27 protein-coding genes are annotated in these 19,112 nt (G+C 63.9%); 25 read left to right on the forward strand and 2 right to left on the reverse strand.

What is annotated here, in order from left to right:
- Positions 1–64 precede the first annotated feature (64 nt).
- The 5 genes from ACWF5H_RS16560 (at position 65) to tuf (ending at position 6,892) form a co-directional block, all read left to right on the forward strand.
- On the forward strand, positions 65–2,164 hold the full coding sequence (locus tag ACWF5H_RS16560; RefSeq protein ID WP_452038195.1) for an acyltransferase family protein: 2,100 nt from the start codon (positions 65–67) through the stop codon (positions 2,162–2,164).
- A 276-nt stretch (positions 2,165–2,440) separates the two neighbouring features.
- Positions 2,441–2,815 (forward strand): 30S ribosomal protein S12, encoded by a 375-nt coding sequence (gene rpsL, locus ACWF5H_RS16565; RefSeq protein WP_127511055.1) that lies wholly within the window; start codon positions 2,441–2,443, stop codon positions 2,813–2,815.
- A 1-nt stretch (position 2,816) separates the two neighbouring features.
- The gene (gene rpsG, locus ACWF5H_RS16570) at positions 2,817–3,287 is read left to right on the forward strand and encodes a 30S ribosomal protein S7 (protein WP_127511056.1); all 471 of its coding nucleotides are present in this window, start codon (positions 2,817–2,819) and stop codon (positions 3,285–3,287) included.
- A gap of 63 nt (positions 3,288–3,350) precedes the next feature.
- On the forward strand, positions 3,351–5,465 hold the full coding sequence (gene fusA / locus ACWF5H_RS16575; protein ID WP_364644245.1) for an elongation factor G: 2,115 nt from the start codon (positions 3,351–3,353) through the stop codon (positions 5,463–5,465).
- 236 nt (positions 5,466–5,701) lie between these two features.
- Positions 5,702–6,892 (forward strand): elongation factor Tu, encoded by a 1,191-nt coding sequence (gene tuf / locus ACWF5H_RS16580; protein WP_364644247.1) that lies wholly within the window; start codon positions 5,702–5,704, stop codon positions 6,890–6,892.
- Positions 6,893–7,031: 139 nt separating this feature from the next.
- Here tuf and ACWF5H_RS16585 read toward each other — a convergent pair whose 3' ends face one another.
- Entirely contained in the window at positions 7,032–7,412 is a 381-nt protein-coding gene (locus tag ACWF5H_RS16585; protein ID WP_364644249.1) for a VOC family protein, read from the reverse strand.
- A gap of 117 nt (positions 7,413–7,529) precedes the next feature.
- Here ACWF5H_RS16585 and ACWF5H_RS16590 point away from each other — a divergent pair, with 117 nt between their 5' ends.
- Positions 7,530–7,667 (forward strand): hypothetical protein, encoded by a 138-nt coding sequence (locus tag ACWF5H_RS16590; protein WP_364644251.1) that lies wholly within the window; start codon positions 7,530–7,532, stop codon positions 7,665–7,667.
- 4 nt (positions 7,668–7,671) lie between these two features.
- Here the strand turns inward: ACWF5H_RS16590 and ACWF5H_RS16595 are convergent, their stop codons facing one another.
- Positions 7,672–9,207, reverse strand: a complete 1,536-nt coding sequence (locus tag ACWF5H_RS16595) for a GH1 family beta-glucosidase (RefSeq protein WP_452038197.1) — start codon at positions 9,205–9,207, stop codon at positions 7,672–7,674.
- Positions 9,208–9,695: 488 nt separating this feature from the next.
- Between ACWF5H_RS16595 and rpsJ the strand changes: the two genes are divergently transcribed.
- The 19 genes from rpsJ (at position 9,696) to rpmD (ending at position 19,111) form a co-directional block, all read left to right on the forward strand.
- The gene (gene rpsJ, locus ACWF5H_RS16600) at positions 9,696–10,004 is read left to right on the forward strand and encodes a 30S ribosomal protein S10 (protein WP_003803825.1); all 309 of its coding nucleotides are present in this window, start codon (positions 9,696–9,698) and stop codon (positions 10,002–10,004) included.
- A 16-nt stretch (positions 10,005–10,020) separates the two neighbouring features.
- Positions 10,021–10,674, forward strand: coding sequence for a 50S ribosomal protein L3 (gene rplC / locus ACWF5H_RS16605; protein WP_364644255.1), 654 nt, complete (start codon positions 10,021–10,023; stop codon positions 10,672–10,674).
- Positions 10,675–10,678: 4 nt separating this feature from the next.
- The gene (gene rplD / locus ACWF5H_RS16610) at positions 10,679–11,308 is read left to right on the forward strand and encodes a 50S ribosomal protein L4 (protein WP_364644257.1); all 630 of its coding nucleotides are present in this window, start codon (positions 10,679–10,681) and stop codon (positions 11,306–11,308) included.
- A complete protein-coding gene (rplW, locus tag ACWF5H_RS16615) occupies positions 11,305–11,610 on the forward strand; it encodes a 50S ribosomal protein L23 (RefSeq protein WP_127511063.1) in 306 nt (101 codons plus the stop codon). The genes rplD and rplW overlap by 4 nt, the downstream gene beginning before the upstream one ends.
- A gap of 30 nt (positions 11,611–11,640) precedes the next feature.
- Positions 11,641–12,480: a 50S ribosomal protein L2 gene (gene rplB, locus ACWF5H_RS16620; RefSeq protein WP_127511064.1), complete on the forward strand. Its 840-nt coding sequence runs from the start codon at positions 11,641–11,643 to the stop codon at positions 12,478–12,480.
- A gap of 12 nt (positions 12,481–12,492) precedes the next feature.
- Positions 12,493–12,774 carry a 30S ribosomal protein S19 gene (gene rpsS, locus ACWF5H_RS16625; RefSeq protein WP_074701289.1) on the forward strand — a complete coding sequence of 94 codons (282 nt, stop codon included), beginning with the start codon at positions 12,493–12,495 and terminating at the stop codon, positions 12,772–12,774.
- A 38-nt stretch (positions 12,775–12,812) separates the two neighbouring features.
- Entirely contained in the window at positions 12,813–13,178 is a 366-nt protein-coding gene (gene rplV / locus ACWF5H_RS16630) for a 50S ribosomal protein L22 (RefSeq protein ID WP_452038199.1), read from the forward strand.
- Positions 13,179–14,015 (forward strand): 30S ribosomal protein S3, encoded by an 837-nt coding sequence (gene rpsC, locus ACWF5H_RS16635; RefSeq protein ID WP_364644262.1) that lies wholly within the window; start codon positions 13,179–13,181, stop codon positions 14,013–14,015. It abuts the gene before it with no gap.
- On the forward strand, positions 14,016–14,432 hold the full coding sequence (rplP, locus tag ACWF5H_RS16640; protein WP_127511066.1) for a 50S ribosomal protein L16: 417 nt from the start codon (positions 14,016–14,018) through the stop codon (positions 14,430–14,432).
- A gap of 2 nt (positions 14,433–14,434) precedes the next feature.
- Positions 14,435–14,782 carry a 50S ribosomal protein L29 gene (rpmC, locus tag ACWF5H_RS16645; protein WP_364644264.1) on the forward strand — a complete coding sequence of 116 codons (348 nt, stop codon included), beginning with the start codon at positions 14,435–14,437 and terminating at the stop codon, positions 14,780–14,782.
- Entirely contained in the window at positions 14,779–15,078 is a 300-nt protein-coding gene (gene rpsQ / locus ACWF5H_RS16650) for a 30S ribosomal protein S17 (protein WP_127511068.1), read from the forward strand. Before rpmC ends, rpsQ begins: the two co-directional genes overlap by 4 nt.
- A 389-nt stretch (positions 15,079–15,467) precedes the next feature.
- Entirely contained in the window at positions 15,468–15,836 is a 369-nt protein-coding gene (gene rplN, locus ACWF5H_RS16655) for a 50S ribosomal protein L14 (RefSeq protein WP_127511069.1), read from the forward strand.
- 3 nt (positions 15,837–15,839) lie between these two features.
- Complete coding sequence (gene rplX / locus ACWF5H_RS16660; protein ID WP_136784915.1) at positions 15,840–16,205, forward strand: 50S ribosomal protein L24; 366 nt, start codon at positions 15,840–15,842, stop codon at positions 16,203–16,205.
- Positions 16,205–16,774 (forward strand): 50S ribosomal protein L5, encoded by a 570-nt coding sequence (gene rplE / locus ACWF5H_RS16665; RefSeq protein ID WP_452038201.1) that lies wholly within the window; start codon positions 16,205–16,207, stop codon positions 16,772–16,774. Before rplX ends, rplE begins: the two co-directional genes overlap by 1 nt.
- A gap of 83 nt (positions 16,775–16,857) precedes the next feature.
- Positions 16,858–17,256 (forward strand): 30S ribosomal protein S8, encoded by a 399-nt coding sequence (gene rpsH, locus ACWF5H_RS16670; RefSeq protein WP_364644270.1) that lies wholly within the window; start codon positions 16,858–16,860, stop codon positions 17,254–17,256.
- A gap of 18 nt (positions 17,257–17,274) precedes the next feature.
- Entirely contained in the window at positions 17,275–17,811 is a 537-nt protein-coding gene (gene rplF, locus ACWF5H_RS16675) for a 50S ribosomal protein L6 (protein WP_364644273.1), read from the forward strand.
- A 3-nt stretch (positions 17,812–17,814) separates the two neighbouring features.
- The gene (gene rplR / locus ACWF5H_RS16680) at positions 17,815–18,198 is read left to right on the forward strand and encodes a 50S ribosomal protein L18 (RefSeq protein ID WP_127511074.1); all 384 of its coding nucleotides are present in this window, start codon (positions 17,815–17,817) and stop codon (positions 18,196–18,198) included.
- Positions 18,195–18,899, forward strand: a complete 705-nt coding sequence (rpsE, locus tag ACWF5H_RS16685) for a 30S ribosomal protein S5 (RefSeq protein WP_364644276.1) — start codon at positions 18,195–18,197, stop codon at positions 18,897–18,899. Before rplR ends, rpsE begins: the two co-directional genes overlap by 4 nt.
- Positions 18,899–19,111: a 50S ribosomal protein L30 gene (gene rpmD, locus ACWF5H_RS16690; protein ID WP_127511076.1), complete on the forward strand. Its 213-nt coding sequence runs from the start codon at positions 18,899–18,901 to the stop codon at positions 19,109–19,111. Before rpsE ends, rpmD begins: the two co-directional genes overlap by 1 nt.
- Position 19,112 lies beyond the last annotated feature (1 nt).

Consider the following 19,112-nt stretch of genomic DNA (forward strand, 5'->3'; position numbering starts at 1 on the left):
GCAATCCCCGGACGTTTACCCCGCGGCCAACTGTGGTTGACCTCGGCATGGATGAATGTCCGGGATGAAAACTGTGACCCCGCCGCGGAAGTTCCTGCCGGAAATCCAAGCCCTGCGCGCCCTAGCGGTGCTGCTGGTGGTGGTTTACCACCTGGAGCCACGCTGGCTGCCCGGCGGCTTCGTGGGAGTTGACGTCTTCTTTGTCATTTCCGGCTTCCTGATCACCGGCCACATGCTGCGCGAAGCGGCTGCCACCGGAACGCTCTCGCTGCGGTCGTTCTGGGCGGCCCGTGCCCGGCGCATCCTGCCGGCGGCGTTGCTGGTCATCGCCGTGGTGCTGGCGGCAACACTGGCGCTGCTGCCGATGAGCCAGTGGGAGCGCGTTGGCTCATCGGCCCTCGCGTCCACGTTCTACGTGCAGAACTGGGTGCTGGCCGCATCGTCGGTGGACTACCTGGCGGCGACCGAGACGCCCACACCGCTCCAGCACTTCTGGTCGCTGGCCGTGGAGGAGCAGTTCTACCTGCTCTGGCCGCTGCTGGTCTTGCTCGCCGTCTTGGTCCTGCGTGTCAGGCGGCGCAGCAGCCGGCCGGGCGGGTGGGGGAGCGGCACCAGGTCCGGGGAGTGGACGGTGGAGCGGACCGCCGCCGCGATCTTTGCCGTGGTGGTCGCCGCCTCGCTGGCGTATGGCATCTGGGCGACGGCGGGCGGCAGCCCGGACGCATACTTCATCACGCCCACCCGGATCTGGGAACTGGGGCTGGGCGGGCTGCTGGCGGCGCTGCATCACGACCCGCTGCGCTGGCCGCACCTGCGCAGCCTGCTGGCGGCGGCCGGGCTGGCAGCCATTGTGGCCTCGGCCTTCCTCTTCGACGGCGGCACCCCGTTCCCCGGGACGGCTGCCCTGCTGCCGGTGCTGGGCACCGTCGCCGTGATCGCCGCCGGCCGGACCAGCGGCCCGCTGTCCCTCCACCGGTTGGTGGACTGGCGGCCCATCCAATGGACCGGCAACGTGTCCTACTCGCTCTACCTCTGGCACTGGCCCCTGATCGTGTTCTTCACGATGCTGGCCGGCAGGGAACCCGGGCCCGCCACCAGCCCGTTGCTGCTGGCCGGTTCCTTTGGGCTGGCTGCGCTCAGCTATTACCTTGTGGAGACTCCGGTGCGCCGCTTTGGTTGGTTCAGTGCCAGCGCCTGGCGACCGCTTGCCGCCAGCGCCGCCGCCACCGCGCTGGTCGGCACGCTGGCATTCGTGCCCGGGAACCAGCAGGAACGCATCCTGGAGCAACGCGATGAGGCGATTGCCGCGTTGCTGGATGCACCGCCGCCGGGGTTCGGCGTGGCCTCCCTCAAGGACAGCGGGTACCAGGCGTTCGCCACCCAGAACCCGCTGATTGTCCCGGATCCCACCCGGGCCGGAGATGACCAATCGGGCCTCGGCGATTGCGCCGTCAAGCCGATGGCCGCCGAAACCAAGGAGTGCACGTACGGCGACCCTGACGCGGACTTCACCCTTGCGCTGGTGGGGGACTCGCATGCCGGCCAATGGTTCAAGGCCTTGGAGCCGATTGCCCAGCGCCAAGGCTGGCGGCTGCTCACCTACATCCACAATTCCTGCCCGTTCAATGCAGAGCAGCGCCAGATCGAGGCCAACAGCGAATCCGTGTGCGGCGCACCCAACGAACAGACGCTGAAGCGCTTGACCGCCGACGGCGGGGTGAACGCGGTCCTCACGTCCTATTACGCGGAGTCTGCGTTCGTTGACTCCGGGACTGGGCACCGGCCCGGAGTCGCGGGCTTCGCCGACTACTGGAACAAGCTCGCCGACGCTGGCGTCGACGTCTACGCGCTGAAGGACACGCCCCGCCCGCGCGAGGGAGCGCTGGCCCGGGACTGCGCCGCGGCGAACTATGAGGACCCCTCCGGTTGCGGGCAGCCCCGCAACGAGGGGCTGGACGGCGAGGACCGCACGGACGAGGCCGCGGCGCTCGCTCCGCGGACCGAGGTGGTGGACCTGTCCTCCCGTTTCTGCGACCGGGATACCTGCCCGGCGGTGATCGGCAACGTCCTGGTGTACCGGGATCTGAACCATGTGAGCGGCACATACATGAAGACGCTGTCCGCGCCGCTGGAATCCGCACTGCTGCAGGCGATGCGGAAATGAGCGCCGTGCAGGCGGCTCCCGACGGGCTCCGTTCTCCGGTGCCGCGATTGTCTGATAGACTTTTCTTCGATTGTTTTGTGTGGCAGTGGATGAAGGCCGTTCCGGTTCAAACCGGGGCGGGGCCTGTTTCCGGTCCGCGGGGTTCTTGCGCGGAGGATGCCACACTTTTGCACGCCTACGGTCGCTTCAATTCGGCAGCGGGTGCGAAGACGACCGACAGTGCCTGGCCCTGCTTGTGTGGCGGGGCAAAGCTCACGAAAAACGGAGATCACGAAAGTGCCTACGATTAACCAGCTGGTCCGCAAGGGCCGCTCACCTAAGGTCAATAAGACCAAGGCGCCTGCCCTTAAGGGCAGCCCGATGAAGCGCGGCGTTTGCACCCGCGTTTACACCACCACCCCGAAGAAGCCGAACTCCGCGCTCCGCAAGGTAGCCCGCGTCAAGCTCGCCGGCGGCATCGAAGTGACTGCCTACATCCCCGGTGTAGGCCACAACCTGCAGGAACACTCCATCGTGCTGGTGCGCGGCGGCCGTGTGAAGGACCTGCCCGGTGTGCGCTACAAGATCGTCCGCGGCGCCCTTGACACCCAGGGTGTCAAGAACCGCAAGCAGGCTCGCAGCCGCTACGGCGCGAAGATGGAGAAGAAGTAATATGCCTCGCAAGGGTCCGGCCCCCAAGCGGCCGCTAGTTGTAGATCCCGTCCACGGTTCCCCGCTGGTGACCCAGCTGATCAACAAGGTTCTCGTTGACGGTAAGAAGTCCACCGCAGAGCGCATCGTTTACGGTGCCCTTGACGGTGTGAAGGCCAAGAGCGGCGGCGATCCCGTCGCTGCCCTGAAGAAGGCCATGGACAACGTCCGCCCGACCCTGGAGGTCCGCTCCCGCCGAGTCGGCGGCGCCACCTACCAGGTTCCGGTTGAGGTCAAGCCGGGCCGCGCCACGGCTTTGGCCCTGCGCTGGCTGGTCGGCTACTCGAAGGCCCGCCGCGAGAAGACGATGACCGAGCGTCTCATGAACGAGATTCTGGATGCGTCGAACGGTCTCGGTGCCGCTGTGAAGCGTCGCGAAGACACCCACAAAATGGCCGAATCCAACAAGGCCTTCGCCCACTACCGCTGGTAACAGAGACGGTACGACGGCGGCCAACCGCCGTCGTCGTACCCCTCACCTACAAAGGGAGACATTGTGGCACAGGACGTGCTCACCGACCTCACGAAGGTCCGCAACATCGGCATCATGGCCCACATCGATGCCGGTAAGACCACTACTACGGAACGCATCCTGTTCTACACGGGTGTGAACCACAAGATCGGCGAAACGCACGACGGCGCGTCGACGACTGACTGGATGGAGCAGGAGAAGGAACGCGGCATCACGATCACGTCTGCCGCCGTGACCTCCTTCTGGAACAACAACCAGGTCAACATCATCGACACCCCGGGCCACGTGGACTTCACGGTCGAGGTCGAGCGCTCCCTGCGTGTGCTCGACGGCGCCGTAGCCGTCTTTGACGGCAAGGAAGGCGTGGAGCCGCAGTCGGAGACCGTGTGGCGCCAGGCGGACAAGTACAACGTCCCGCGCATCTGCTTCGTCAACAAGATGGACAAGCTGGGCGCCGACTTCTACTTCACCGTCGACACCATCATCAACCGCCTCGGTGCCAAGCCGCTGGTCATGCAGCTGCCGATCGGTTCCGAGTCCGATTTCATCGGTGTCGTTGACCTGATCACCATGAAGGCCATGGTGTGGCCGGGCGACGCCAAGGGCGATGTGACCATGGGTGCCGCCTACGAGACCCGCGAGATCCCCGCGGACCTCCAGGCCAAGGCCGAGGAATACCGTGCGCAGCTCATCGAGTCCGTGTCCGAGTCCTCGGACGAGCTCATGGAGAAGTACCTCGAGGGTGAGGAAATCACCAACGAGGAACTGGTTGCCGGCATCCGCAAGATGACCATCAACTCCGAGGCCTACCCGGTGTTCTGTGGTTCGGCCTTCAAGAACCGCGGTGTGCAGCCGATGCTGGACGCCGTGGTGGCCTACCTGCCGTCGCCGCTGGACGTTCCGCCGATGGTCGGCCACGATCCCAAGGACGAGGAAGTCGAACTGGTCCGCAAGCCGAGCGAGGACGAGCCGTTCTCCGCGCTGGCGTTCAAGATCGCGACCCACCCGTTCTTTGGCCAGCTGACCTTCATCCGGGTTTACTCGGGCAAGGCATCCTCCGGCCTGCAGGTGCTCAACACCACCAAGGGCAAGAAGGAGCGCATCGGAAAGCTTTTCCAGATGCACGCCAACAAGGAGAACCCGGTCGATGAGGCCCACGCCGGCCACATCTACGCAGCCATTGGCCTGAAGGACACCACCACCGGTGACACCCTCTCCGCCATGGAAGCGCCGATCGTGCTCGAATCGATGTCCTTCCCCGAACCGGTGATCTTCGTGGCCATCGAGCCGAAGACCAAGGGTGACCAGGAGAAGCTCTCCACGGCCATCCAGAAGCTTTCGGCCGAGGACCCGACCTTCACCGTGTCGCTGAACGAGGACACCGGACAGACCGAGATCGGCGGCATGGGCGAGCTCCACCTGGACATCCTGGTGGACCGTATGCGCCGCGAGTTCAACGTCGAGGCCAACGTGGGCAAGCCCCAGGTTGCCTACCGTGAAACCATCAAGAAGGCTGTCGAAAAGGTCGACTACACCCACAAGAAGCAGACGGGTGGATCCGGCCAGTTCGCGAAGGTCCAGGTTTCCTTCGAACCGCTGGACACCTCGGACGGCACCTTCTACGAGTTCGAGAACAAGGTCACCGGCGGGCGTATTCCGCGCGAATACATCCCCTCGATTGACGCTGGCATCCAGAATGCCATGCAGCTCGGTGTGCTGGCCGGCTACCCGCTGGTCGGCGTCAAGGCCATTCTGATTGACGGCGCCTACCACGACGTCGACTCTTCGGAAATGGCGTTCAAGATCGCTGGTTCCCAGGTCTTCAAGGAAGGCGCACGCCGCGCCAACCCGGTCCTGCTCGAGCCGCTGATGGCCGTCGAAGTACGTACCCCTGAGGAATACATGGGCGACGTGATCGGCGACCTGAACTCCCGCCGTGGACAGATCCAGTCCATGGAGGACGCTAGCGGCGTGAAGGTTGTGCGCGCTAACGTTCCGCTTTCCGAGATGTTCGGCTACATCGGTGACCTGCGTTCCAAGACGCAGGGCCGTGCGGTGTATTCGATGCAGTTCGAAAGCTACGCTGAGGTCCCGAAGGCTGTTGCCGACGAGATCATCCAGAAGACGCGCGGCGAGTAAAACGATGGTGGCGGGTCCTTCTTCGCAAGGGCCCGGCACACCGTGCAGGCGGCCGGCCACGTAAGCAGCCGGCCGCCCGCACAACCCTCCGGCAGCACCGCACAATCCTTGTGCCGGTACCTGACGGAACCAGTAATTTCACCAAATACAAAAGCCCGAAGTAGACTTGTTCAAGTTTCGGCCGTGACAATCGCGTCCGGAGAGCAATTCTTCTCAAAACGTTCTAGGAGGAACCCGTGGCGAAGGCAAAGTTCGAGCGGACTAAGCCGCACGTCAACATTGGCACCATCGGTCACGTTGACCACGGTAAGACCACGTTGACCGCTGCCATTTCCAAGGTGCTTGCTGACAAGTACCCCGATCTCAACGAGCAGCGTGACTTCGCAGCTATCGACTCTGCCCCGGAAGAGCGCCAGCGCGGTATCACCATCAACATCTCGCACATCGAGTACCAGACCGAGAAGCGTCACTACGCACACGTGGACGCCCCCGGCCACGCTGACTACATCAAGAACATGATCACCGGTGCCGCCCAGATGGACGGCGCAATCCTGGTGGTTGCCGCGACTGACGGCCCGATGGCCCAGACCCGCGAGCACGTTCTGCTGGCCCGCCAGGTTGGCGTTCCGACGCTGCTGGTGGCCCTGAACAAGTCGGACATGGTTGATGACGAGGAACTGCTCGACCTGGTCGAAATGGAAGTCCGTGAGCTGCTCAGCTCGCAGGAATTCGATGGCGACAACGCACCGGTCATCCGCACTTCCGGCCTGAAGGCCCTGGAAGGCGACGCCCAGTGGGTCAAGTCCGTCGAGGACCTGATGGCAGCTGTTGACGAGTACATCCCGGACCCGGTCCGCGACAAGGACAAGCCGTTCCTGATGCCGGTTGAAGACGTCTTCACCATCACCGGTCGCGGCACCGTGGTGACCGGCCGCGCCGAGCGCGGTACCCTCGCCATCAACTCCGAGGTCGAGATCGTCGGCATCCGCCCGGTCCAGAAGACCACGGTTACCGGTATCGAGATGTTCCACAAGCAGCTCGACGAAGCATGGGCAGGCGAGAACTGTGGTCTGCTGCTGCGCGGTATCAAGCGCGAAGACGTGGAGCGCGGACAGGTTGTTGTGAAGCCGGGTTCGATCACCCCGCACACCGACTTCGAGGCCAACGTCTACATCCTGTCCAAGGATGAAGGCGGCCGCCACAACCCGTTCTACTCGAACTACCGTCCGCAGTTCTACTTCCGCACCACCGACGTGACCGGCGTTATCACGCTGCCGGAAGGCACCGAAATGGTCATGCCGGGCGACAACACTGAGATGACCGTTGAGCTCATCCAGCCGATCGCTATGGAAGAGGGCCTCGGCTTCGCTATCCGTGAAGGCGGCCGCACCGTTGGTTCGGGCCGCGTCACCAAGATCATCAAGTAACTTTGTGATCTGCTGACCGGAGCACTCCGGCCAGAATGCGGAGAACCCCTGCCGTCTCACGACGGCGGGGGTTCTCCTTTTAACGACGGCGGTGCAGCGTGCCGCGGGTTGCCTGCGCGCGGGCGCCGTCCCGGTGGACTCAGATGTTCTGGTGCAGGCAGAGAATGTTGCCTTCCGAATCCGGGAACCAGGCGCAGCGCTGGTGCTCGTTCACTGCGATGTGGTTTTCTGTCTTCAGCCCCGGCAGGTCGTAATCGGCGAATTGGATGCCCTTGCCAGCGAGGTCGGACATTTCGGATTCAAGATCGGCCACTTCGAAGCTGACCGATGTGTGGTCCGAGGTGTCGGCGTCCGGCCGGACGATCAGTTCCACGGCGTTGGACCCGCCGCTGGAAAACATCATCGAATCGTCTCCATTGGAGCCGGCCGGCTTCAAGCCGAGGGCCTCCTGATAGAACGCGCGCGCCCGGTCCATGTCCTTCACGGGCAGGACCGTCGTCATGGTGGTGGTGCTGAGCATGGCAATTCAGCCTCCTGGGAGCAAATGCTGTGGACATTTTCCAGAATAGCCCTGAGCGCCGCCCGTGGAACCTGTGGAACAGCACGAAATTTGTACTCCGGCCACTAGGATCGGACCATGGAATGGCTCATCGTGTGGATCATCATAGGCCTGATCGCCGCTGTGATCGGGGCAGTTTTCTGGGGCAGGCGGTATTTCCGTCATGAACTGGACCGTGTCCGCCGCATCCGGCGTGCGAACGGCGGCAAACAGTAGCGTGTCAGGCCTGCGGCTCTGTGCCTTCCCCGGGCGAGCTGTCGGCCGAGACGGCGTGCGCCCGGACTGCGGCGGTTTGAGCCCCGGCATCGCGAGGGCGGCGCGCGATGAGCTCCTTCAGCCAATGGAATGAGGACTTGCGGATTCGCTGCTGGGTGGCGAAATCCACGTAGACCAGCCCGAACCGCTGGCTGTACCCGGCGGCCCATTCGAAGTTGTCCATCAAAGTCCAGACGTAGTAGCCGCGCAGGTCGATGCCTGCGGCGGGTCCTCCGGGTGCGGTGGCGGTCAGGGCGGACTCGAGATGCCGGGCCAAATAGTCGATCCGCCGGACGTCGGCCACGGACGGTGCGTTGGTGAGCGCATCCGGGACCACCACGTCCTTGAAGCTCGCACCGCCTTCGGTGATGTAGACCGGCGGCAGGTCCGGATAACGCTCCGCCATCTGGGCCAGTGCCACGGCCAGGTAGTCCGGCGCCACCGGCCAGCCGAACTCGGTCCGCGCATAGCCGGGCCAGCCGGCCAGATGGAACGGCAGGTCCGCGCCCTGCTGCATGAGCGGCTCGGGCAGCCCGTCGGGGACCGCGTCCGGCCCGGTTGACGGGCCCGGGCCGAGGCCAATCCGGGTGGGGAAGTAGTAGTTCAGTCCGTAGAAATCCAGCGGCTGGCCCATCACCGCCAGATCTTTGTCCGGGATTTCCCGCAGGTACTGCAGGAAGGGTTTGAGCACCGGACTGAAGCTGGGGTAGCGGCCCAGCAGCACCGGATCGGAGAACATCCTGTTGTGCAGCACATCGAAGAGTTCCACCAGCACATCGTGTGCGAGTCCGTGCTTCGCCCCGATCACGGGGGAGTAGACGTTGGTGATCCCGGCCTCTCCCGCGATGCCGCCGGCCCGCAGGGCCGAGAGGCTGAGCCCGTGCGCGAGGATCAGATGGTGCGCCGCGGGAAGGGCATCGAACAGCCCGGCCTGGCCGGGCGCGTGGACGCCCAAGCCGTAGCCGTTGAGGGTGACGGTGGTCGGCTCGTTGATGGTCACCCAGCGGTCCACCCGGTCGCCGAACCGCTCGGCGGCGATGGCGGCGAAGTCGGCCAGCCGGTAGGCGGTATCCCGGTTCAGCCAGCCGCCGGCCTGCTCCAGCGGCAGCGGGGTGTCCCAGTGGTACAGCGTGCACATCGGGGAAATGCCCCGTGCCAGCAACTCGTCCAGCAGCCGGTCATAGAAGTCGATGCCCTTCTGGTTGACCGGCCCCTTGCCGCCGGGCTGGATCCGGGGCCAGGACAACGAAAACCGGTACGAGTCCACGCCCAGCTCGGCGAGCAGCGCCACGTCCTGCGGCATCCGGTGGTAGTGGTCGCAGGCGGTATCCGCCGTGGCGCCGCCGGCCACCCGGCCCGGCTCGTGGGTGAAGACGTCCCAGCCGGAGGGCCCGCGGCCGTCTTCGGCCGCCGCGCCCTCGATCTGGAACGCCGCGGTGGCTACACCCAGGGTAAAGTCGGGCGGTAGCAGGGCCGCCAGATGATCGGTGCCCAATGCCATTCGCGCCTATCCTCCTTATAACCACAACTCCCGACCCCGCAGGCAGGGACCCGGCGGGCCGGGTAGGCACCAGCATGGCACCGCCGGCCGGCGCGCGCCAGAGCCGCTGCGCGCCAACGGCCGGGGCCCGGTGCCGCGGGTGCCGATTCGCAATCGCGGCCAAAGTCTGCCACACTAGACGAGTTGTTCAAGCGCTTTTGCATGTCTATGTGCGAAGCTGTGTCCCGCCCGGGATAATGCCCGGGGCAGGGTCAGGCTCCACAGTCTTGAAAGCCCAAATATAACCCACCCTCCATTTTGAGCGGGCGGAGTGCGCAGAATGTTCGCGACACGCCCGACCGCGGGGGTCGGAGCCTCAGCAGGGTGAGGAACCCGGATTCATCCGGATTCAGTCTGTTGGAGGAGCGCCAGGCGCGGGGAGATCCGGCCAGTGGGGCGCACAGGAAGAAAGTCCACAGAGCAGCACTGAGAAAGAGAGCGGAGACGCCATGGCGGGACAGAAAATCCGCATCCGTCTGAAGTCATATGACCATGAGGTCATTGATGTTTCAGCACGGAAGATCGTTGAGACGGTCACGCGTGCAGGCGCAACGGTAGTCGGCCCCGTGCCGCTGCCCACCGAGAAGAACGTGTACTGCGTTATCCGGTCGCCGCACAAGTACAAGGACAGCCGGGAGCACTTTGAAATGCGCACCCACAAACGGCTGATCGACATTATCGATCCCACGCCGAAGGCCGTCGACTCGCTGATGCGGCTCGACCTGCCGGCGGACGTGAACATCGAAATCAAGCTGTAGGGGAGTGCGGATTCATATGTCTACCACTACACGCCAAGTAAAAGGCCTGCTGGGCACCAAGCTCGGCATGACCCAGGTCTGGGACGAGGACAACCGTCTGATCCCGGTGACCGTCGTCAAGGCTGACTCCAACGTCATCACCCAGCTGCGCTCTGCGGACGTCGACGGCTACACCGCCGTCCAGATCGGCTTCGGCCAGATCGACCCGCGCAAGGTGACCAAGCCGCTGGCCGGCCACTTCGAGAAGGCCGGGGTTACCCCGCGCCGCCACGTGGTCGAGCTGCGCACCGCCGATGCCGACTCCTACGAGCTGGGTCAGGAACTCTCCGTTGAGCTGTTCGAGACCGGCCAGAAGGTCGACGTCGTCGGAACCAGCAAGGGTAAGGGCTTCGCCGGTGTCATGAAGCGTCACGGCTTCTCCGGCGTGGGCGCCTCGCACGGTGCACACAAGAACCACCGCAAGCCCGGTTCCATCGGTGGCGCGTCCACTCCGGGCCGCGTTTTCAAGGGCCTGCGCATGGCCGGCCGCATGGGTGCCGTCCGCCACACCACGCTGAACCTGACCGTTCATGCTGTGGACACCGAGAACTCGCTGCTCTTGATCAAGGGTGCCGTTCCCGGTGCCCGCGGCTCGGTCGTTCTCGTCCGTTCCGCTGTGAAGGGAGCCTAGTTCAATGGCTAAAACGCTCAAGGTTGACCTGCCTGCAGAGATCTTCGACGTCCAGACCAACGTGCCGCTGCTGCACCAGGTCGTCGTCGCACAGCTCGCTGCTGCCCGTCAGGGAACCCACAAGACCAAGACCCGCGCCGAGGTTTCCGGTGCCGGCCGCAAGCCGTTCAAGCAGAAGGGCACCGGCCGCGCCCGCCAGGGTTCGATCCGCGCTCCGCACATGACCGGCGGCGGCGTGGTGCACGGCCCGACCCCGCGCGACTACAGCCAGCGCACCCCCAAGAAGATGAAGGCTGCTGCCCTGCGCGGCGCCCTGTCTGACCGGGCACGCAACGGCCGCATCCACGTTGTGGACGCACTGGTTGCCGGCGACAAGCCGTCCACCAAGGCTGTTACCGAGACCCTGCGCTCCATCACCGACCGCAAGAACCTGCTCGTAGCCATCGAGCGCGCCAACGATGTGGCGGCCCTGAGCCTGCGCAACATCGAGGGTGTTCACACCATCTACGTGGATCAGCTGAACACCTACGACGTGCTGGTTTCCGACGACGTGGTCTTCACCCAGGCCGCCTACGAGGCATTCGTCGCAGCCAAGACTGCAGCTAACGCAACTGCCAAGGAGGACGCCAAGTGAGCGCGACCACCACAAAAGATCCCCGCGACGTGATCATTGCTCCCGTCGTTTCGGAGAAGAGCTACGGCCTGATCGACGAAGGTAAGTACACCTTCTTCGTCGACCCGCGCTCTAACAAGACCGAGATCAAGCTGGCCGTGGAGAAGATTTTCTCCGTCAAGGTCGACTCGATCAACACCATCAACCGTGCCGGTAAGCGCAAGCGGACCAAGTTCGGATGGGGACAGCGCAAGGACACCAAGCGCGCCATTGTCACCCTGAAGGAAGGCACAATTGACATCTTCGGCGGTCCGCTTTCTTAAGCGGAGACCACTTTAACGAGGAATTGAACTATGGGAATCCGTAAATACAAGCCGACTACACCGGGCCGTCGCGGCTCGAGCGTAGCCGACTTTGCCGAAATCACGCGGTCGACACCGGAAAAGTCGTTGCTGCGTCCGCTGACCAAGTCCGGCGGCCGTAACAACTCCGGTAAGATCACCACCCGCCACAAGGGCGGCGGACACAAGCGCCAGTACCGTCTGATCGACTTCCGTCGCCACGACAAGGACGGCGTGCCCGCCAAGGTCGCTCACATCGAGTATGACCCGAACCGCACCGCGCGGATCGCTCTCCTGCACTACGTTGATGGCACCAAGCGCTACATCCTGGCTCCGGCCAAGCTGAAGCAGGGAGACACCGTTGAAGCCGGCGCCAGCGCCGACATCAAGCCGGGCAACAACCTGCCGCTGCGCAATATCCCCGTCGGTACTGTGATCCACGCTGTGGAGCTGCGTCCGGGCGGCGGTGCCAAGATGGCCCGCTCCGCCGGTGCCTCCGTGCAGCTGGTAGCCAAGGAAGGCAAGTACGGCCAGCTCCGTCTGCCCTCCGGCGAAATCCGCAACGTTGACGTGCGCTGCCGCGCAACCGTCGGCGAGGTCGGCAACGCCGAGCAGTCCAACATCAACTGGGGCAAGGCCGGCCGCATGCGCTGGAAGGGCGTCCGCCCGACCGTCCGCGGTGTAGCCATGAACCCGGTCGACCACCCGCACGGTGGTGGCGAGGGCAAGACCTCCGGTGGCCGTCACCCGGTCAACCCGAACGGCAAGCCCGAGGGCCGCACCCGCCGCCCGAACAAGGAAAGCGACCGCCTGATTGTGCGTCGCCGTCGTACTGGCAAGAACAAGCGATAGGAGCCTGGGAACATGCCACGCAGCCTGAAGAAAGGCCCCTTCGTCGATCAGCACCTCTTCGTGAAGGTAGCTGCAGAGAACGAAAAGGGCACCAAGAACGTCATCAAGACGTGGTCCCGCCGTTCGATGATCGTCCCCGACATGCTCGGGCACACGATCGCCGTACACGACGGACGCAAGCACATCCCGGTGTTTGTCACTGAGTCGATGGTCGGGCACAAGCTCGGCGAATTCGCCCCGACGCGGACTTTCCGCGGCCATGTGAAGGACGACCGCAAGGGCAAGCGCCGCTAGGCGCTGCTCTTACGGCAGAAGACGAGAGAAGGAAAGCAATGGAAGCCAAGGCTATTGCGCGCCATATCCGCGTGACGCCTATGAAGGCCCGGCGCGTCGTCAACCTTGTTCGTGGCAAGCAGGCGAATGAGGCTCTGGCAATCTTGAAGTTTGCCCCCCAGGCAGCTTCGGAGCCGGTCAGCAAGGTACTCGCGTCGGCCGTCGCCAACGCCCGCGTTCTCGCGGACCGTGACGGCGTCGCCTTTGACGAGAGCGACCTCTACATCAGCGAAGCATTCGTCGATGAAGGCCCCACTATGAAGCGGTTCCAGCCGCGCGCCCAGGGGCGTGCCTACCGCATCAATAAGCGGACCAGCCACATCACGGTTGTTGTCGCTACCCCGGAGAAAGAGGAGGACCAGTAAGTGGGACAGAAAGTAAACCCGCACGGATTCCGACTCGGTATCACCACCGACCATGTCTCCCACTGGTTCGCTGACAGCAACAAGGCCGGCCAGCGCTACAAGGACTTCGTCCGCGAGGACGTGAAGATCCGCCAGCTGATGTCCACGGGCATGGACCGCGCGGGCATCGCGAAGGTTGAGATCGAGCGTACCCGTGACCGTGTTCGTGTGGACATTCACACCGCACGCCCCGGCATTGTCATTGGCCGCCGCGGCGCCGAAGCAGACCGCATCCGCGGCGAGCTGGAGAAGCTCACCGGTAAGCAGGTGCAGCTGAACATTCTCGAGGTCAAGAACCCGGAGATCGAAGCTCAGCTGGTTGCCCAGGGCATCGCCGAGCAGCTGACCTCGCGCGTGGCTTTCCGCCGCGCCATGAAGAAGGCCATGCAGTCCGCCACCCGCGCCGGCGCCAAGGGCATCCGTGTCCAGTGCTCCGGTCGCCTCGGCGGCGCTGAAATGAGCCGTTCGGAGTTCTACCGCGAAGGACGTGTGCCCCTGCACACCCTGCGTGCGAACATCGACTACGGCTTCTTCGAGGCCAAGACCACGTTCGGCCGCATCGGCGTCAAGGTCTGGATCTACAAGGGCGACGTGACCGCGAAGGAACTGGCTGCCCAGCAGGCTGCCGCTCCGTCCTCGCGCGGCCGTGGCGACCGTCCGGGCCGTCCCGCCGCCGGTGGCGAGCGCCGTCGTCGTAATGACCGTCCTGCCGCTCCCGCCGCAGGCGAGGGCGCAGCCAAGGCCGAGGCCCCTGCCGCTGAGGCAGCAGCGCCCGCGGCAGAAGGAGGAGAAGCTTAAATGCTTATCCCACGTCGAGTTAAGTTCCGCAAGCAGCACCACCCGGGTCGTTCCGGCGCTGCTACCGGCGGCACCGAGGTCAGCTTCGGCGAGTGGGGTATCCAGGCTCTGACGCCGGCATACGTCACCAACCGCCAGATTGAAGCGGCCCGTATTGCGATGACCCGCCACATCAAGCGTGGCGGCAAGGTCTGGATCAACATTTATCCGGACCGCCCGCTGACCAAGAAGCCCGCCGAAACCCGTATGGGTTCCGGTAAGGGCTCGCCGGAATGGTGGGTCGCAAACGTCAAGCCGGGTCGGGTTCTGTTCGAACTCTCCGGTGTCAATGAAGAGGTAGCTCGCGAGGCACTGCGCCTGGCGATCCACAAGCTGCCGTTGAAGGCACGCATTGTGCGTCGCGAAGGTGGTGAATAGAAATGGCAGTTGGTTCAAAGGAACTGGCAACCGATCAGCTCGAGACATTCGATAAGGACCGTCTCGCAGAGGAGCTGCGCAAGGCCAAGGAGGAGCTGTTCAACCTCCGTTTCCAGTCCGCCACCGGTCAGCTGGAAAACCATGGCCGCCTGAAGGCAGTCAAGCGCGACATCGCACGCATCTACACTGTGCTGCGCGAGCGCGAGCTGGGCATTCGCCCCGAGGTTGAGGTTTCAGCTGAAGCCCCGGCCGAGGAGAAGAAGGCCAAGAAGGCTAAGAAGTCTGAAAAGGCTGCAGAAGCCGACACCGCCGAGACCGCAGCCCCCGCTTCGGAGGATGAGGCCAAGTGAGCGAAAACACGAACAAGGATGCAACTGTGGAAGAAGCCACTCAGGCTCGCGGTTACCGTAAGACCGCCCGCGGCTACGTCGTCTCGGACAAGATGGACAAGACCATCGTGGTCGAGGTTGAGGACCGCGTGAAGCACGCGCTGTACGGCAAGGTGATTCGCCGGACCGAGAAGCGCAAGGCCCACGACGAGCAGAACTCCGCCGGCATCGGCGACCTGGTTCTGATCGCCGAGACCCGGCCGCTGTCCGCCACCAAGCGGTGGCGCCTGGTCGAGATCATCGAAAAGGCCAAGTAGGACTCAGGTCCTGCGCGGGGCCCGCCTGCAGAGCGGGCGGGCCCCGCACCCTTTAAGTTTCCCTTCCGGCACCATGGATCCCGGTTCGCCGGAGCAGTCGGAAGGGTTTGAGGGGGAACGCGGTTGCTGAAGTTTTGGCCCCGGACCCTTTGAAAAGTTCAAGCCCCTGGCCGTGATTTCACGTCCGGGGTGTCTTGGTCATAAACTAGTAATCTTGCCTGTGCCGTTTGGAAAGACCATCCATCCTTCCGCATGGACAGAATAGGCAAATTCCCGCAACCGCCTTCGGACCGCACACATGTGTGGCCAGGGGGAGTTACGGTGCGGGCTACCCATATCCGTTCCGCAAGGCTCAGCTATGAGAACCAGCGCGACGACAGGAGTAATAAGTGATTCAGCAGGAGTCGCGACTGAAGGTCGCCGACAACACGGGTGCCAAGGAAATCTTGACCATCCGCGTTCTCGGTGGATCCGGCCGTCGCTACGCAGGCATTGGCGACACCATTGTTGCCACCGTCAAGGACGCAATTCCGGGCGGCAACGTCAAGAAGGGTGACATCGTCAAGGCTGTCATCGTTCGCACCAAGAAGGAACGCCGCCGCGCGGACGGTTCCTACATCAAGTTCGATGAGAACGCAGCCGTGATCCTCAAGAACGACGGCGATCCCCGCGGCACCCGTATCTTCGGTCCGGTCGGCCGTGAGCTTCGCGACAAGAAGTTCATGAAGATCATTTCGCTGGCTCCGGAGGTGCTGTAGTCCATGGCTAAGTACAAGATCAAGAAGGGTGACCTGGTTCAGGTCATCACCGGTGCCAAGGCTGAGCGCGGCGGCGACCGCGGCAAGCAGGGCAAGGTCCTGAAGGTGTTCACGGAGACCAACCGTGTGCTGGTTGAAGGCGTCAACCGCGTCACCAAGCACACCAAGGCCGGACAGTCGGAACGCGGCACGAAGACCGGTGGCATCGAGACCGTTGAGGCGCCGATCCACATCTCGAACGTGGCGATCGTCGATCCCGAGACCAAGAAGCCGACCCGGGTTGGCTACCGCACCGAAACCGTCGAGCGTGATGGCCGTGAGCGCACTGTGCGCATCCGCGTGTCCAAGGCCTCCGGGAAGGACCTCTAATGACTGAGACTGTCACCAAGATCGTTCCCCGTCTGAAGACTCGCTACGCCGGCGAGATCAAGCAGGCTCTGCGGGACGAGTTCAAGTACGAGAACGTGAACCAGGTTCCGCGCCTGGTCAAGGTCGTTGTCAACATGGGTGTGGGAGATGCCGCCAAGGACTCCAAGCTCATTGACGGCGCCGTCCGCGACCTGACCCAGGTCACCGGCCAGAAGCCGCAGGTCACCAAGGCCCGCAAGTCCATCGCCCAGTTCAAGCTGCGCGAAGGCATGCCGATCGGCGCCCACGCGACGCTGCGCGGCGACCGCATGTGGGAATTCGTGGACCGCCTGGTTTCGCTGGCTCTGCCCCGTATCCGCGACTTCCGCGGCCTCAACGGCAAGCAGTTCGACGGAAACGGTAACTACACCTTCGGTCTGACCGAGCAGTCGATGTTCCACGAGATCGATCAGGACAAGATCGACCGCGTGCGCGGCATGGACATCACCGTAGTGACCACCGCCAAGACCGATGACGAGGGCCGTGCGCTGTTGAAGGCGCTTGGTTTCCCGTTCAAGACCGAAGATTAATCTAGCTACGTGAAAGGTCCCGCCCCGGCGCCCAGCGCTGTCCGGAGCGAGGAAACCGTTACGAGGAAGGGCAAGAGCCCACAATGACTATGACAGATCCTGTCGCAGACATGCTCACGCGTCTGCGCAACGCCAACTCGGCTTACCACGACACGGTGTCGATGCCGTACAGCAAGCTCAAGGCTCGCGTCGCCGACATCCTGAAGGCCGAGGGCTACATCGCCGGTTGGAAGGAAGAAGAGGCCGAGGTCGGCAAGAAGCTGACCCTGGAACTCAAGTTCGGTCCGAACCGCGAGCGTTCCATCGCCGGCATCCGCCGCATCTCCAAGCCCGGTCTGCGCGTTTACGCGAAGTCCACCAACCTGCCGCACGTGCTCGGTGGCCTGGGCATCGCAATCCTGTCCACCTCTTCCGGACTGATGACTGATCGTCAGGCCGGCAAGAAGGGCGTGGGCGGCGAAGTCCTCGCTTACGTCTGGTAACGGAAAGGAAGAGATTAAATGTCACGTATTGGACGTCTCCCCATCACCGTTCCCGCCGGCGTTGAGGTCAAGGTCGACGGCAACGTCGTCTCCGTCAAGGGCGCCAAGGGCGAGCTGAGCCACACTCTGGCTTCGCCCATCACGGTTTCCCTGGAAGAGAGCACCCTCACCGTTGCCCGCCCGAACGACGAGCGCGAATCCCGGTCCCTGCACGGCCTGACCCGCACGCTGATCAACAACATGATCGTTGGCGTGACCGAGGGCTACAAGAAGGACCTCGAGATCGTCGGCACCGGTTACCGCGTGCAGGCCAAGGGCTCGAACCTCGAGTTCGCGCTGGGCTTCAGCCACCCGGTTATCGTGAATGCCCCCGACGGCATCACCTTCGCCGTGGAGGGCCCCACCAAGCTCTCCGTCTCCGGCATCAACAAGCAGCAGGTCGGCGAAGTTGCTGCCAACATCCGCAAGCTGCGTAAGCCCGACCCCTACAAGGGCAAGGGCGTTCGCTACGCCGGCGAGCAAATCCGCCGCAAGGTCGGAAAGGCTGGTAAGTAAACCATGGCGATCAGCATTAATAAGAAGCGGACCTCGAAGTCCAAGTCCGCAGCACGCGGCCGCCGCCACCTGCGCGTCCGCAAGCGCATCACCGGTACCGCGGTCCGTCCGCGCCTGGTGGTCAACCGTTCCGCACGCCACATCTTTGTCCAGGTTGTCGATGACAGCAAGGGCATCACCGTGGCTTCGGCTTCCACCATGGAAGCCGATCTGCGGGCCCTCGACGGCGACAAGTCCGCCAAGGCAAAGCGCGTCGGCGAGCTCGTGGCCGAGCGTGCCAAGGCTGCCGGTGTTGAGGCCGTGGTCTTCGACCGCGGTGGCAACCGGTACCACGGCCGCATCGCAGCGGTTGCCGACGGCGCACGTGAAGGTGGGCTGGCACTGTGACCGCTGAGAACAACGAAAAGGAAACTCAGGTGACTGAAGCAACTGAGACCGCTGCCGCGGGATCCGCTGAGACCACCGCTGCTTCCGGCCAGGACGACCGCCGCGGCGGACGTCGTGGCGAACGTAGCGGCGGCGGCGACCGTGGTGGCCGCGGACGTGGCCGCGACAACGCACGCGATGCCGAGAAGGACAAGTTCCTTGAGCGCGTCGTCACCATCAACCGCGTGTCCAAGGTCGTCAAGGGCGGCCGCCGCTTTAGCTTCACGGCTCTGGTAGTTGTCGGCGACGGCAACGGCATGGTCGGCGTGGGCTACGGCAAGGCCAAGGAAGTCCCGGCAGCGATCGCCAAGGGCGTGGAAGAGGCCAAGAAGTCCTTCTTCCGCGTGCCGATCATCGCCGGCACCGTTCCGCACCAGGTGCAGGGCGAAGCCGCTGCAGGCGTTGTTATGCTGCGTCCGGCTGCTGCCGGTACCGGTGTGATCGCCGGTGGTCCGGTCCGCGCCGTACTCGAGTGCGCCGGCATCCACGATGTGCTCTCCAAGTCGCTTGGTTCCTCCAACGCGATCAACATCGTGCACGCTACCGTCGACGCGCTGCGTCGCCTGGAGGAGCCCCGCTCCGTGGCAGCCCGCCGTGGCTTGCCGCTGGATGAGGTTGCTCCGGCGATCCTGCTGCGCAACATGCAGAAGGCAGGTGCGTAATGACCACTCCCAAGAATCTGACTCCGTCGGATGCACAGTTGGAAATCACGCAGATCAAGTCCGTCATTGGCGGCAAGCAGAACCAGCGCGACACGCTGCGTTCACTGGGCCTGAAGCGCATCGGACACACCGTTGTCCGTAGCGCCGATGCAGTGACCGTCGGCATGGTCAACACTGTTTCTCACCTGGTGAAGGTTGAGGAGGCGAAGTAAA

Source organism: Arthrobacter sp. NPDC055138 (assembly GCF_053607305.1).

Bases quoted from the DNA above. Each gene is read 5' to 3' on its own strand.
- rpsG (WP_127511056.1), top strand. From the start codon at position 2,817: ATGCCTCGCAAGGGTCCGGCCCCCAAGCGGCCGCTAGTTGTAGATCCC.
- rplR (WP_127511074.1), top strand. From the start codon at position 17,815: ATGGCGATCAGCATTAATAAGAAGCGGACCTCGAAGTCCAAGTCCGCA.
- rplP (WP_127511066.1), top strand. From the start codon at position 14,016: ATGCTTATCCCACGTCGAGTTAAGTTCCGCAAGCAGCACCACCCGGGT.
- rplV (WP_452038199.1), top strand. From the start codon at position 12,813: ATGGAAGCCAAGGCTATTGCGCGCCATATCCGCGTGACGCCTATGAAG.
- rpsS (WP_074701289.1), top strand. From the start codon at position 12,493: ATGCCACGCAGCCTGAAGAAAGGCCCCTTCGTCGATCAGCACCTCTTC.
- ACWF5H_RS16585 (WP_364644249.1), bottom strand. From the start codon at position 7,412: ATGCTCAGCACCACCACCATGACGACGGTCCTGCCCGTGAAGGACATG.
- rplF (WP_364644273.1), top strand. From the start codon at position 17,275: ATGTCACGTATTGGACGTCTCCCCATCACCGTTCCCGCCGGCGTTGAG.
- rplC (WP_364644255.1), top strand. From the start codon at position 10,021: ATGTCTACCACTACACGCCAAGTAAAAGGCCTGCTGGGCACCAAGCTC.
- ACWF5H_RS16595 (WP_452038197.1), bottom strand. From the start codon at position 9,207: ATGGCATTGGGCACCGATCATCTGGCGGCCCTGCTACCGCCCGACTTT.
- rpsJ (WP_003803825.1), top strand. From the start codon at position 9,696: ATGGCGGGACAGAAAATCCGCATCCGTCTGAAGTCATATGACCATGAG.
- rplD (WP_364644257.1), top strand. From the start codon at position 10,679: ATGGCTAAAACGCTCAAGGTTGACCTGCCTGCAGAGATCTTCGACGTC.
- ACWF5H_RS16560 (WP_452038195.1), top strand. From the start codon at position 65: ATGAAAACTGTGACCCCGCCGCGGAAGTTCCTGCCGGAAATCCAAGCC.
- ACWF5H_RS16590 (WP_364644251.1), top strand. From the start codon at position 7,530: ATGGAATGGCTCATCGTGTGGATCATCATAGGCCTGATCGCCGCTGTG.
- rpsH (WP_364644270.1), top strand. From the start codon at position 16,858: ATGACTATGACAGATCCTGTCGCAGACATGCTCACGCGTCTGCGCAAC.
- rplX (WP_136784915.1), top strand. From the start codon at position 15,840: ATGGCTAAGTACAAGATCAAGAAGGGTGACCTGGTTCAGGTCATCACC.
- rplB (WP_127511064.1), top strand. From the start codon at position 11,641: ATGGGAATCCGTAAATACAAGCCGACTACACCGGGCCGTCGCGGCTCG.
- rpmC (WP_364644264.1), top strand. From the start codon at position 14,435: ATGGCAGTTGGTTCAAAGGAACTGGCAACCGATCAGCTCGAGACATTC.
- rplE (WP_452038201.1), top strand. From the start codon at position 16,205: ATGACTGAGACTGTCACCAAGATCGTTCCCCGTCTGAAGACTCGCTAC.
- rpmD (WP_127511076.1), top strand. From the start codon at position 18,899: ATGACCACTCCCAAGAATCTGACTCCGTCGGATGCACAGTTGGAAATC.